This window comes from Rhizobium sp. RU35A (assembly GCF_900156005.1).
Lineage (GTDB): Bacteria > Pseudomonadota > Alphaproteobacteria > Rhizobiales > Rhizobiaceae > Neorhizobium > Neorhizobium straminoryzae.
The window spans coordinates 86,958-100,180 of sequence record NZ_FTMR01000008.1; the positions used below are offsets into that span (position 1 = coordinate 86,958).

11 protein-coding genes are annotated in these 13,223 nt (G+C 64.9%); 4 read left to right on the plus strand and 7 right to left on the minus strand.

The features are described from left to right. Genes F3H95_RS18085 through F3H95_RS18095 form a run of 3 tightly spaced genes read right to left on the minus strand, consistent with a single transcriptional unit; the run spans position 1 to position 2,155 of the window. On the minus strand, positions 1 to 666 hold the full coding sequence (locus tag F3H95_RS18085) for a glutathione S-transferase family protein (protein WP_149747018.1): 666 nt from the start codon (positions 664 to 666) through the stop codon (positions 1 to 3). Continuing rightward, positions 663 to 1,508 (minus strand): aromatic ring-hydroxylating dioxygenase subunit alpha, encoded by an 846-nt coding sequence (locus F3H95_RS18090; RefSeq protein ID WP_149747019.1) that lies wholly within the window; start codon positions 1,506 to 1,508, stop codon positions 663 to 665. The genes F3H95_RS18085 and F3H95_RS18090 overlap by 4 nt, the downstream gene beginning before the upstream one ends. Continuing rightward, on the minus strand, positions 1,505 to 2,155 hold the full coding sequence (locus F3H95_RS18095; protein WP_149747020.1) for a Rieske 2Fe-2S domain-containing protein: 651 nt from the start codon (positions 2,153 to 2,155) through the stop codon (positions 1,505 to 1,507). Before F3H95_RS18095 ends, F3H95_RS18090 begins: the two co-directional genes overlap by 4 nt. A gap of 780 nt (positions 2,156 to 2,935) precedes the next feature. Between F3H95_RS18095 and F3H95_RS18100 the strand changes: the two genes are divergently transcribed. From F3H95_RS18100 to F3H95_RS18115, 4 genes are all read left to right on the plus strand, one after another. Then, positions 2,936 to 4,696 carry an ABC transporter permease subunit gene (locus F3H95_RS18100; protein ID WP_143127450.1) on the plus strand — a complete coding sequence of 587 codons (1,761 nt, stop codon included), beginning with the start codon at positions 2,936 to 2,938 and terminating at the stop codon, positions 4,694 to 4,696. Positions 4,697 to 4,717: 21 nt separating this feature from the next. Next, positions 4,718 to 6,049 (plus strand): nitrate/sulfonate/bicarbonate ABC transporter ATP-binding protein, encoded by a 1,332-nt coding sequence (locus tag F3H95_RS18105; RefSeq protein WP_143127451.1) that lies wholly within the window; start codon positions 4,718 to 4,720, stop codon positions 6,047 to 6,049. Positions 6,050 to 6,200: 151 nt separating this feature from the next. After that, complete coding sequence (locus tag F3H95_RS18110) at positions 6,201 to 7,268, plus strand: ATP-binding protein (RefSeq protein WP_143127452.1); 1,068 nt, start codon at positions 6,201 to 6,203, stop codon at positions 7,266 to 7,268. Then, a complete protein-coding gene (locus F3H95_RS18115; protein WP_149747021.1) occupies positions 7,261 to 7,902 on the plus strand; it encodes a response regulator transcription factor in 642 nt (213 codons plus the stop codon). Before F3H95_RS18110 ends, F3H95_RS18115 begins: the two co-directional genes overlap by 8 nt. Before the next feature lie 31 nt (positions 7,903 to 7,933). Here F3H95_RS18115 and F3H95_RS18120 read toward each other — a convergent pair whose 3' ends face one another. The 4 genes from F3H95_RS18120 to F3H95_RS18135 are packed head-to-tail and all read right to left on the minus strand — an operon-like array spanning position 7,934 to position 13,145. Further along, entirely contained in the window at positions 7,934 to 9,307 is a 1,374-nt protein-coding gene (locus F3H95_RS18120) for an alpha-glucosidase/alpha-galactosidase (RefSeq protein ID WP_149747022.1), read from the minus strand. A gap of 16 nt (positions 9,308 to 9,323) precedes the next feature. Continuing rightward, on the minus strand, positions 9,324 to 10,991 hold the full coding sequence (locus F3H95_RS18125; protein WP_149747023.1) for an ABC transporter ATP-binding protein: 1,668 nt from the start codon (positions 10,989 to 10,991) through the stop codon (positions 9,324 to 9,326). Positions 10,992 to 11,002: 11 nt separating this feature from the next. After that, positions 11,003 to 12,136, minus strand: a complete 1,134-nt coding sequence (locus F3H95_RS18130; RefSeq protein WP_143127456.1) for an ABC transporter permease — start codon at positions 12,134 to 12,136, stop codon at positions 11,003 to 11,005. A gap of 1 nt (position 12,137) precedes the next feature. Beyond that, positions 12,138 to 13,145, minus strand: coding sequence for an ABC transporter permease (locus F3H95_RS18135; RefSeq protein WP_143127457.1), 1,008 nt, complete (start codon positions 13,143 to 13,145; stop codon positions 12,138 to 12,140). Positions 13,146 to 13,223 lie beyond the last annotated feature (78 nt).

Here is a 13,223-nt window from a genome sequence, read left to right on the forward strand (position 1 = left end):
TCAGGCAGGCTCCCCTTCCGCGCCATGAACGGGCTCCAGCTTCAACTCGTGCAGGCGGTGGATGCCCGGCATCTCGATGAAGCCCGGCAGGGCGCGGACGGCCCGCAGCCACAGGCGGATCGACGGATAGGGATCAAGCGACACGCTGCCATCCGGTGCCAGTGCCACATAGGGAAAGCAGGCAATGTCGGCGATCGTCGGCCTGTCGGCGACGAGGAAGCGCTCGCCGCGCAGGCGCTGTTCGACGAGCGCCGCTTCCAGCTCCCTCAGCGCCGCGATGCCGGCGGCCTGCAGGGCGGCCAGATCGCCGGGGCGCAGCAGCATTTCGCAGAGACGCGCGCCGCCGAGGCTTGCGGTCAGCCGCTGGGCGAAGGAAAGCCACTGCTCGGTGCGGGCAGCCTCGGCGGCCGTGTCGCGGCCGAGCCAGTCGGAGGATTTGAGGCTCGCCAGATAGACGAGCATGGCGGCACTCTCCGTCAGCCTCAGGTCGCCATCTTCCAGGATCGGGATCGAGCCGGCCGGGTTCAGCGCCAGAAGCGCAGGGGTACGATGTTCTCCACCCGGATGGAAATCCACCGCGCGCAGTTCCAGTGGAATGCCGAGAAGGGCCGCCAGCAGGCGCACCTTGTAGCAGCTTGGCGAGAGGATGTAGTCGTAAAGCTTCATTGCGCCACCAGTTGCGCGCCATAGGTATAATTGTGCCGCTTCAGCCAGCGCCGATAGGCGACGGAGGTGAGATCGGCACGGGTGGGAATTTCCATGCCCGGATCGAGCGGCAGGCGGCGCGGGATCTGGTTTTCCAGGATCGAGCGGTCCTGCAGGAAGATCATCTGCTGGAAATGGATGAGGTCGGTCATGGGGGTGACGTCGTCATAGAGCGCCATCCAGGGCCAGACGTCGCAGAGTTCCTCGGTCAGCGGCTGCACGAAGAGGGTGATCACGTCCCACTCGCCGGGGCGTGCGGGGCAGGTCTTGTAGAGCACGGAACAGGTCGGCGCCGGCACGCGGTACATGTAATCGGTGGTGATGCCGCCGGCGGCGGACTTGGCGGCCTGCGGCTGGTAGAATTTCACCTTGGTCGCCCAGACCTCGTCTTCCTGCTCGCGGATTTCCACCTCGTAGCGCTCCACCTCCGTATGCGGTTCGGCGCCGAGGATGTCGGTATGGACGAAGGGGAAATGGGCGATGTCGAGAAAGTTCTCGACAGCGCGCAACGGCGAGCAGCGCACCCGGACGACACCCACCTCCACCAGACGCCGGCCGGGCTGGTCGGCCTCCGGAATGGCAAACAGCGGCTTGTCCGGCTGTCCGAGCGAGGTCCAGACATGGCCGTGACCGATGACCACCGGAAGTCTCCGGCCATCGGCGGTTTCGACGACAATCTCGCCGCCCTCGCTCTCATGGAGGCGGATCGGCTCACCCATCAGCAGGGTCTTCTGGCCGTTCGCATCCACCTTGCTGCGCAGTCCGACCGGATACCATTCGTCACGCATTGCGCCGATTGTCATGCCGCAGCCTCCGTGGTTCCGGTTTCCGCCGCACGGCGCAGCGTTTCGGCGGCACGCGACACGGCAATGCGCTGGTCGAGCGTCGCATCGGCCGGCGCCAGCAGGTGGATGAGACTGGTGCCCTCGGCCTGCTCGGCGCACAGCAGAATGACGGCGCTGCCGGCAAGCGTGCCCTTCAGGATCCCTGGCCCAGCGCTTTCGCCGCCAAGCGTCCGAGAGATCACATCGCGGGAGACGGCAAAGGACAGGGAGCGAAGCGGCACAAAACCCGGAAAATCGGGCGGCAGCGACGGATCGTCTGCGCGCGCGCGCCAGATCACGCCGCCTGCTTCCAGCACCGAGCCCGTCGCCACGCGGATCGAGGCCGGCGGCTCGAGATCCGGATGGGCGGGGATGCGCAGACAGCGCCCCCCCTGATCATAGCTCCAGCCGTGATAGATACACGACAGCGCCTCGCCGCGCACGAAGCCGTGCGACAGGCGCATGCCGCGATGCGGACACCGGTCGGCGGCCAGCGAAAGCGTGCCGCCGGCGCTGCGCCAGAGGGCCATCGGCCCCTCCGGCGTCCAGATCGGCATCACCGTCGCCGGTGGCAGATCCTCGGAGAGCGCAAGCGGGGTCAAGGGCGCGGCGTCTGTCGATGGCATTGCAGTCACTTCTCACGTACTGACGACGGGCAATCCGGAAGGGGCCGCTCTGCGCGTCACGGGGTGATCGGCAGTTATGCATATCGTTTTGGCAAATTCAACAATGGCTACAAACTAGGCAACAGAAACATTTTGATCGCATGAGATTTGCGGGTGTCGGCTTGCATGACGATCAGGCCCCCCGTTTGTCAGGGGTCTTACGCCGCCGACCGGAGCGCGATTATACCTCCGTATAACGGGCCTGCACCAAGGCCTCATTGACCGGGCTACGCCCGCGTGCCATGACCGGCCTGTCTTCGCAGTGCACCATGCCTGCGACGACGATGCCAACAACTGATCAAGAAGCAGATGGACAGCTACCCTAGTCGCTGTCCGGTTGCGGTATCAGGCCGCCACCGGATGGTCATCATCAGACCCTGGACCGCCCACGGCTCGAACCGTCGGGTGCAGACCGGTCGGGCCTAGCCTGTCCGGCTCGCCCCTCGGACCCGCCCTGGCGGACTGAAGAGGTGAGCCATGAACACCACGATTATTGACGGCGGCCGAACCGCCTTTGCCTTCCTTTTTCCGTATCGACAGCTTCGCGCGTGCCTTTGTCCCGCTCGATCGTGCAGCGTCGTCTGAGCCGCCGCGCGCCGGCGTCACTCGGCACCCCGTCCGCTGCAGGATCGCAGACGGCATGTTTCTCTCTTTCTTTACGGTCATGCCGCATCATCCTGATCAGCCTCTTCCTGAGGCCAGGGGCGGATCACGACCTTTCTTTCGTCCATGAGGGTTCACATGGTCTTTCTTTCCCATGATCGCCGCGGACACAGCGCCGTTGCCGCCCTGGCGCGCGCCCGCATTCTGCCGAACCTCTATGATCTGGTGGCGCTCGCCGCCCTGGCCGCCATTGCGGTGCTTGCCCTGCATGGCGCGGCCGAAATGCGTGCACCCCTCGAGGGGCTCGATTCGGCCCCGCTCGTGCTCGATCCGGCGCGGTTGCCGGAATATGCGCTGCGCACAACGCTGCGCATGTTTGCGGCCATTGGCGCCTCGCTGGTCTTTACCTTCGTGGTAGCAACTCTGGCCGCCAAAAGCCGGCGGGCCGAGATGATCATCATTCCGGCGCTGGACATCCTGCAATCGGTGCCGGTGCTCGGTTTTCTCACCTTCACGGTGACCTTCTTCATCGGCATCTTTCCCGGCAGCCAGCTCGGGGCCGAATGCGCGTCGATCTTCGCGATCTTCACCAGCCAGGCCTGGAACATGGCCTTCTCCTTTTACCAGTCGCTGCGCACGGTGCCGCGTGACCTGCAGGAGGTCGCCCGCGGTTTCGGCCTGACGGCCTGGCAGCGCTTCTGGCGGCTGGAAGCTCCCTTTGCTGCGCCCGGTCTCGTGTGGAACACCATGATGTCGATGTCCGGCGGCTGGTTCTTTGTCGTCGCCTCGGAAGCGATCACCGTCGGCAACACCACGATCCAGTTGCCGGGCCTCGGCTCCTGGCTGGCGGTGGCGATCGACAAGCGCGATTTCGCCGCCGTCGGCTGGGCTGTCTTCGCCATGGGCGTCGTCATCCTGCTTTACGACCAGTTCCTGTTCCGCCCCATCGTGGCCTGGGCCGACAAGTTCCGTGTCGAGCAGACCGCCGGTCAGGACAAGCCCGAATCCTGGGTCTACAGCCTCATCAAGCGCACGCGCCTGCTGAAGCGTCTGTTCTGGCCGCTTGGCCGGCTCTGGCAGAGCCTGATGCTGATGCGGCTTCCCTCGGTGATGCCGTCCGCGCCGTCTGCCGGCCGCAGCGAAGCGCGCACCAGCCGTGTTCTGGACTGGGCATGGCTCTGCCTGATCGTGGCCGGCGGTGCCTGGGGGCTGTGGACCGCCTTTGCCTATGTCAGCCAGACCCTGACCCTTGCCGATGCCCGCGAAGCCTTTGCCGGCGGGGTGGTCACCCTTCTGCGGGTGATTGCGCTGATTGCGGTCGCGAGCGTCATCTGGGTTCCGATCGGTGTGTGGATCGGCCTGCGGCCAGCCGTTGCCGAACGGGTGCAGCCGGTGGCGCAGTTCCTGGCGGCCTTTCCAGCCAATGTGCTCTTTCCCTTTGCGGTGGTCGCCATCGTGCGCACCGGGGTGGACCCGAACATCTGGCTGGCGCCGCTGATGGTGCTCGGCACCCAGTGGTACATCCTGTTCAACGTCATTGCCGGAGCGAGCGCCTTCCCGACCGATCTCAAGGAAGCCTCGTCGGTCTATCAGGTCCGCTCCTGGCTCTGGTGGCGGCGGGCGATCCTGCCGGGGATCTTCCCCTATTATGTCACCGGCGCGCTGACGGCGTCCGGCGGCTCCTGGAACGCCAGCATCGTTGCCGAGGTGGTCAGCTGGGGCAATACCAAGCTCGAGGCTTTCGGTCTCGGTTCCTACATCGCCCGGGCGACCGAGGCGGGAGATTATCCGCGGGTGGTGCTCGGCATCGCCGTGATGTCCCTCTTCGTCACCCTGCTCAACCGCGGTCTCTGGCGTCCGCTCTATGTCTTTGCCGAACGCCGCCTGCGTCTCAACTGATCCTTCCGGGGAGTGATCACCATGGAAACCACCGTTCTCCTCAACAACACCGAAATCACCGCCGCTGCACCGCTGGTCCAGGCCCGAAAGGTTTGCCAGGTTTATGACAAGGGCGCTGCCGGCTCGCTGGTCGTCCTCGACAATGTCGATCTCGACCTTCGCCCCGCCGAGGTCGTCGGCCTGCTCGGCCGCTCCGGTTCGGGCAAGTCGACACTGCTGCGCGCCATTGCCGGCCTGATCCGTCCGAGCACCGGTGACATCACCTTCGAGGGACGCCCCGTCACCGGTCCGAATGCCGGCATCTCCGTCGTCTTCCAGAGCTTTGCCCTGTTTCCCTGGCTGACCGTTCTGCAGAATGTGGAGCTTGGCCTCGAAGCACAGGGCGTCGGCCCGGAGGAACGGCGCAAGCGGGCGCTGGCCGCAATCGACCTGATCGGTCTCGATGGCTTCGAAAGCGCCTATCCGAAAGAACTTTCCGGCGGCATGCGCCAGCGCGTCGGGCTGGCCCGGGCGCTCGTCGTGCGTCCGCGCGTGCTTCTGATGGACGAGCCCTTCTCGGCGCTCGACGTGCTGACGGCCGAAACGCTGCGCACCGACCTGCTCGATCTGTGGTGCGAAGGCCGCATGCCGATCGAATCGATCCTGATGGTGACGCACAACATCGAGGAAGCGGTGCTGATGTGCGACCGCATCCTGATCTTCGGCTCCAATCCCGGCCGGGTCGTCGCCGAAATCCGCGTCGACCTTCCGCAGCCGCGCAACCGCCTCGACCCGGCCTTCCGCATGCTGGTGGAGGACATCTATGCCCGCATGACCGCCAGAAGCACGGCGCCGACCCGTGAAGGCCTGTTCCGTGGCACGGGCATCGCGCTCGAACTGCCGCGCGTCTCGACCAACCTGATGTCGGGCCTGATCGAGAAGGTGGCTGCCGAACCCTGTCACGGGAAGGCGGTGCTTTCGCCGCTGGCCGCGCATCTGCACATGGAAATCGATGACCTGTTTCCCGTTGCCGAAACCCTGCAACTGCTGCGTTTCGCCGATCTGGAAAGCGGCGAGATCCGGCTGACGCCTGCCGGCATGCATTTTTCCGACAGTGATGTCGACGACCGCAAGCGTCTGTTTGCCCAGCAGCTGGCAACCTTCGTGCCGCTGGCCGCCCATATCCGACGCATTCTGGACGAGCGCCCGACGCACCGGGCGCCTGCCCGCCGCTTCCGCGACGAGCTGGAGGATTACATGTCGGAAGAGCAGGCCGACATCACGCTGCGCGCCGTGACCAACTGGGCGCGTTACGGTGAATATTTCGCCTATGACGAGGATGCCGATCTGTTCACGCTCGAAAATCCGAGCTGATCCGCCACGTGCAGCTGGCGGGCCGTCACGGCCCGCCGGAGCGGTCTTCCCCTGCCGGACAGGCCGGGAGATACCGTTGCAGGAAGACCATCGCCTGTGACACTGTCTTGCGGATGCGAACCGAGAAAACAGCTGGCACGGGAGGGCGATCATGGTGCGGTATCTGATCGAGGCGCCGCTTCTGTGGCTCTCTGTCACTCTTCTTGCCAGTGGCGTGTTCGTTGCCGATACGCTGACGGACCGAGAGATTGCCTTTGCCGTTCTCTATGCTGCCGTCATTCTGGTTTCGGTGCGGGCCGGCAGGCCGCGCGCCATCCTGACCGTCGGCAGCCTCTGCGCCATTCTCACCATCGTCAGCTATGTGCTGACCAAACGGGGCGCGCAGGAATCCGGCCTGATGAACTGCGTGCTGAGCCTGCTTGCCATCGGAGCCACCACATTCCTCACCATGCGCATCGAGGTGGTGGAGGCGCGCACACGGCTGGCGCAGGCAGCACTGGCACGCATGTCGCGGCTGACCACCATCGGCGAGCTTGGCACGTCCATCGCGCATGAGGTGAGCCAGCCGGTCACCGCGATTGCAGCCAACGGCAATGCGGCCCTGCGCTGGCTCTCCGCCGCGCCGCCGAACCTTGAAGAGGCCGAAAGCGCCATCCGGCGGATCGTGCAGGATGCGGAGCGGGCCGGCGAGGTGATTGGCCGCGTGCGACGGCTGATTGCCCGCGTGCCTCCCTCGCGCGATCCCATCGATATCGTCGAGGTGATTTCCGAGGCGCTGGCGCTGGTGCGTGCCGAGCTGCGCAACCACGATATTCTGCTCAGGACCGAATTTGCGACCGACCTGCCGCCGGTCACCGGTGACCGCATCCAGATGCAGCAGGTGGTGCTGAATTTCCTGATGAATGCCATCGAGGCCATGGCGGGCGTCGATCCGGCGCGGCGTGATCTGCTCGTCTGCGCGGCACGCGACGACCGCACGATCACCGTCAGCGTGCGCGATACCGGCACCGGCCTGCCCGGCTCCGGTGCGGACGGCCTGTTCGAAGCCTTCCAGACGACCAAGCCGATGGGCATGGGCATGGGGCTGACCATCAGCCGCTCGATCATCGAAGCCCATCGCGGCCGGATCTATGCCGCCGCCAATTTTCCCCACGGCGCGGTGTTCGGCTTTACCCTGCCGATCATCCCCGTTTCGAAAGGAGAGACAGCCGATGGGTGAGCGCCCCACGGTCTATGTGATCGACGACGACGAATCCGTTCGCGCCGGGCTCGACAGCCTGCTGCGCTCCGTCGGCTATGACAGCCACGGCTTTGCCTCGCCGCGCGCGTTTCTCGCGCATCCGCCCGGAACCGGGCCGAGCTGCCTCGTTCTCGATATCCGCATGCCCGATGCCAGCGGCCTCGATTTCCAGGACGAGCTGGCGGCGATGGGCCGATGCATTCCGATCGTTTTCCTCACCGGCCATGGTGACGTGCCGATGTCGGTCAAGGCGATGAAGGCCGGTGCCGTCAGCTTCCTGCTGAAGCCGTTTCGCGAACAGGACCTGCTCGATGCGATCCGCGAGGCGCTGGACCGAGACCGTGCGCGGCTGCGGCAGGACGATCAGGCCTCCGAACTGCGCGAACGCTTCGCCACGCTGACGGCGCGCGAGCGCGAGGTGATGGCGCGGGTGGTTGTTGGCCGCCTCAACAAGCAGATCGCCGCCGAGATCGGCCTCAGTGAGGTGACCGTGAAGGTGCATCGCGGCCATGTCATGCGCAAGATGCAGGCCGACACGGTGGCCGATCTGATCCGCATGGCCGACCGCCTCGGGATCGGCGCGGCGTGCGGATCAGAACCCGGCGTGCGATAGGCGCACGCCGGCTTCGGGTTTGCGGGATGCGTCAGCTGGCCTTTTTCTGAAGCGTGGGGTTTTGCGTCCATTCCGGCAGCCAGTCGCGATGGGCAATGAGCAGGTCATCGACCAGCGACCAGATCTGGTCGAGGTCGAGTTCGGCGGCCGTATGCGGGTCCATCATCGCGGCATGATAGATGTGCTCGCGGTTTTCGCTGATCAGCGCTCGCACCGTCAGTTCCTGCACGTTGATGTTGGTGCGGATCAGCGCCGTGAGCTGCGGCGGCAAATCCCCGATGAAGGTCGGCTGGATGCCGTTATGGTCCACCAGGCAGGGCACTTCCGCCGCGCAGTCGGCCGGCAGCGAGGTGATGCAGCCATTGTTGCGCTGGTTGCCGTAGATGACAGAGGGTTCGCCGGTCCACACCGAGTTGATGATCGATGAGGCATATTCCTTCGACTGCTTGACCTCGATGCGATCGGCGGAGCGGTATTCGGCGGCCTGCGCCTTCCAGCGGTCGATCTGCTCGATGCAGCGCTTGGGATATTCATCGAGCGGAATGCCGAACTTCTCGATGAGATCCTCGCGGCCCTCCTTGATGAAATAGGGCGTGTATTCGGCAAAATGCTCCGAGCTTTCGGTGACGAAATAGCCGAGACGGGTCAGCATCTCGTAGCGCACCTTGTTCGGGCAGCGCGGGTTCCAGCCGGGTTTGGGTGCTCGGCCCTCGCGATAGGCGCGCACGAGATCCGGATAGAGGCTGCGATAGCTGCCGTCCTTCTGTCGATGTTCGAATTCCAGGAAGAAGGCCATGTGGTTGATGCCGGCGGACCGATAGCGGATCTCCTCGTAGGGGATGTCGAGATCGTGGGCGAGTTCCATCGCCGTGCCCTGCACCGAGTGGCAGAGTCCGACCTGGCGGATCTCCGGGTATTTTTCAGCGATCGCCCAGGTGTTGATCGCCATCGGGTTCACATATTGCAGCATGATGGCCCTGGGGCAGACGGCCATCATGTCCTCGCAGATCTTCCAGAGGTGCGGTACGGTGCGAAGCCCCCGCATGATGCCCCCGACGCCGAGCGTATCGGCAATCGTCTGGCGCAGGCCAAATTTCTTCGGAATCTCGAAATCGGTGACGGTGCAGGGCTCGTAACCGCCGATCTGGAAGGCGACGACGACGAAATCGGCCCCCTGAAGGGCGCGGCGCTGATCGGTATAGGTTTCCGCCTTGGCCTTGACGCCGAGCGTCGCGATCAGCTTGTTGACGACAATGGCGCTTTCTTCCAGGCGCTGCGGATTGATGTCCATCAGCGCAATGGTGGCCTCCGAAAGGGCGGGCCTCTGCAGCACGTCGCCGACGATGTTCTTCATGAACACCGTGGAGCCGGCGCCGATGAACGTGATCCTGGGTTGTCTTGCCATGTCATTCCTCCTGCAATCAGGCAATGTCGAAGGCGGCCTTGACCAGCCGCCGGGTGTAGTCGGTCTTCGGGTTGGACAGCACGTCGGCCACGGCGCCTTCCTCGACGATCCGGCCGTGCTGCATGACGATGACGCGGTGGCAGAGCGCCCGCACCACCTTGAGATCGTGGGAAATGAAGAGGTAGCTGAGGCCCCGCTCGTCCTGCAGCTTGCGCAGGAGATCGATGATCTGCGCCTGCACGGAGAGGTCCAGCGCCGAGGTCGGCTCGTCGAGCAGGATGAATTCCGGTTCCAGCGCAATGGCGCGGGCAATCGCGATGCGCTGGCGCTGGCCGCCGGAAAACTCGTGCGGGAAGCGGGAAAGGATGTCGACCGGCATGCCGGCCGCGTTCAGTGCGTCCTGCACCCGTTCCATCCGTTCGGCCCGGCCTTTTCCGATCCCGTTGACGATCAGGCCCTCCTCGATGATCTGGCCGATCGTCATGCGCGGATTGAGCGAGGCGAACGGGTCCTGGAAGACGATCTGCATGCGGGCGCGCAAGGGGCGCATCTCCTTGCGCGTGCGGCCATCGACGCGCTCGCCATCGAAGGTGATCTCGGCCGCTACAGGCTCGTTCAGCCGCAGCAGCGACTGGCCGAAGGTGGTCTTGCCCGAGCCGGACTCGCCGACGATCCCCAGCGTCTCGTGGCGCCGGAGCGTCAGGCCGAGGCTGTCGACCGCCACCAGTTCGCGCAGATCCGGCTTGAAGAAGCCGCCATGCCGCATCATGAAGGACACCTTGACCCCGCGCGCCGTCAGAAGCGGCGGGGCATTGTCCGGCAGCGGCGAGGCGCTGCCATGCGGCTCGGAGGCGAGCAGCTTCTTCGTGTAGGCATGACGCGGGCGGGCAAAGATGTCTGCCGTCGTGTTGTGCTCGCGCATCTCGCCATGCTGCATCACATAGACGTAGTCGGAGAATTTTCTGACGATGGTGAGGTCATGAGTGATCAGCACCACGGCCATGCCGCGCGCCTGCTGCAGATCGCGGATCAGCTGCAGGATCTGCGCCTGCACCGTCACGTCGAGTGCCGTCGTCGGTTCGTCGGCGATCAGCACGTCCGGATCGTTGGACAGCGCCATGGCGATCATCACGCGCTGCCGCTGGCCGCCGGAAAGCTGGTGCGGATATTGTTTCAGCCGCGCCTCCGGCTCCGGGATCTGCACCTGGCGCAGGAGATCGAGCGCACGCGCCTCGGCCTCCGCCTTGCCGATCCGCGAATGGACGCGGATCGCTTCAACGATCTGGCTGCCGATCGTATAGAGCGGATTGAGCGAACTCATCGGCTCCTGGAAGATCATCGAGATGCGGTTGCCGCGCAATGCCCGGCGTGCGCGCGGCGAGAAGTTCAGGATGTTCTCGCCATTGAAGGCGATCCGCGCCGTTGGCGCAATCGTCGCGCGCTTGGTTAAAAGGCCCATCACCGTGCGGGCGGTGACCGACTTACCGGAGCCGGATTCGCCGACGATGGCGATGGTTTCACCGCGGTAGAGCTGGAAGGAAATGTCCTTCACCGCCTCCACATGACCATGCTCCACCTTGAAGGTGACGGCGACATGGCGTGCATCGAGAATGGGCTCGCCCTTGCGGGCCTCATGGTCGAGGCGGGTTTCGGGGGCGTGAGGGTTCAACCGGACGACAGCCATGGACAGGCTCCTCAATAGGGATCGACGGCATCGCGCAGACCGTCGCCCAGCGCATTGAAGGCGAAGACGGCGACGAGCACGAAGGCGACGGGCGAGAGAATCCAGGGATAGGAACCGATCACCGAATAGGTGGCGGTGTCCTGCAGCATCAGGCCCCAGGAGATCAGCGGCGGCTTGACCGCGAATCCCAGGAAGCCGAGGAAGGATTCGAGCAGGATGACGGTCGGGATATGCAGCGTCACCGCCACGATCACATGGCTCATCACGTTCGGCAGGATGTGCTGGAAGATGATGCGCCGGTCGGTGGCGCCGACCGCGATCGCGGCCCGAACGTATTCGATGCGAGCAAGCGCCAGCGTCTTGCCGCGCACCTCGCGCGACATCTGCGCCCAGCCGAGCGCCGACATGACGACCACCACGAAGGTGAGGAAGACCTGCGTCGGTGCCGTCACGGGGATCAACGAGGTCAGCGCCAGGTAAAGCGGCAGCTGCGGGAAGGCCAGCACGATCTCCACGAAGCGCTGGATCCAGGCATCGGCCGCGCCGCCGAAATAGCCGGAAATCAGACCGACGCTCGTGCCGACGAGTGTGACGATGGCGACCACGCTGAGCGCGATCGCCAGTGAAATGCGCGACCCGTGGATGGCGCGTGACAGCACGTCACGCCCGAACTTGTCGGTGCCGAGGACATGGACGGGCTCGCCGTCGAGGGTGCCGAAGAGGTGACGGTCGGTGGCAACGAGGCCGAACAGTCGGTATTCCGCCCCCTTCACGAAGAAGCCCAGGAGGCGCGGATGGTCGAGATCCGGTCCGACCACCGGCTGGAAGGTCACGGGGTCCAGGTCGCCGGTCTCGGCGGTCGCATAGACGCGGGGACGCCAGGTGAAGCCGCCCTCCTTGTCACGAAAGCTGATGACCTGTGGCGGCGAGAAGCTTTCGTGTGTCTCGACCGGGTTCATCGGTGCGACGAAATCGGCAAACACGGCAATCAGCACCAGCAGCGCGACGAGGACGAGCCCCATCATGCCGGTAAAGGAGCGGCGGAAGCGCCGCCAGACCAGAGCGGCATAGCTTTCACTGCGGCGGGAGGCATGGCCGCGGTCCGCAGCAAGGGTGTCGGTCTTGATCTCGTTCATGGCCAGCATCTCACGCTCTCCCGAATTGGCGCACGCGCGGGTCAAGCAGCGCAAGCAGCAGGTCTGCGATGATGTTGCCGACCACGAGCGTTGCCGCGAGCACCATCATGAAGGTGGCGGTCACATAGACATCGCCGACCGCCATGGAGCCGACGATGGCGGGGCCAACGGTCGGCAGCGCAAAGATGATGGCGGTTTCGATTTCGCCGCTCAGCATGTAGGGCAGAACGACACCCTGATACATGACGAGCGGATGCAGCGCGTTCGGCACCGCATGGCGCAGGATCACCGCGCTCTCCGGCAGGCCCTTGGCGCGGGCGGTTTCGATATACTGCGCGTTCAGCGTGTCGAGCAGATTGCCGCGCATCACGCGCATGTTGTAGGCGAGGCCGCCGAACACGGCGATGGCGACCACCGGCCAGACGTGGTGCACGAGGTCCGCGAATTTTGCCCATGACCAGGGCGCGCCGCCATATTGCGGCGAGAAGAAACTGCCGATCTCCGACACGTCGAAATGGAAGACCATCAGGTAGACCAGCACCAGCGCCATCAGGAAGCGCGGAATGGTCATGCCGAGGAAGGAGACGGCCGAGAGAAGGTTGTCGACCCAGGAATATTGCCGCGTCGCCGCCCAGATGCCGAAGGTGATCCCGAACAGGGAGGCCAGGATATGGCAGACGAGCGCCAGCGCCAGCGTGCGTGGCAGGCGTTCGCCGACAACCTCCGCCACCGGCTTGTTGTAATAGAAGCTGTAGCCGAAATCGCCGCGCGTGACGATGCCGGTGATCCAGTTGAGATACTGCACCGCCATCGGCTGGTCGAGGCCATGTTCCACGCGATAGGCCTGCGCCTGGGCCTCGGCCTGTTCGTAGGAGGCGCCACCCTGGTTCATCAGCTGCGAGCGGATGTAATCGGCATAGTCGCCGGGCGGCGCCTGGATGATCGCGAAGGTGACAATGCTCAGGATCAGCAGCACCGGCACGGCCGAGGCGATCCGCGTCAGGAGAAATCTCGGCATGGCTTCCTCTCTGCCTTGCAAGGGCCGCGGGACGCGACCTTTCCGATGTCCCGTCCGGCCGCGCACCACGCGCGGCCG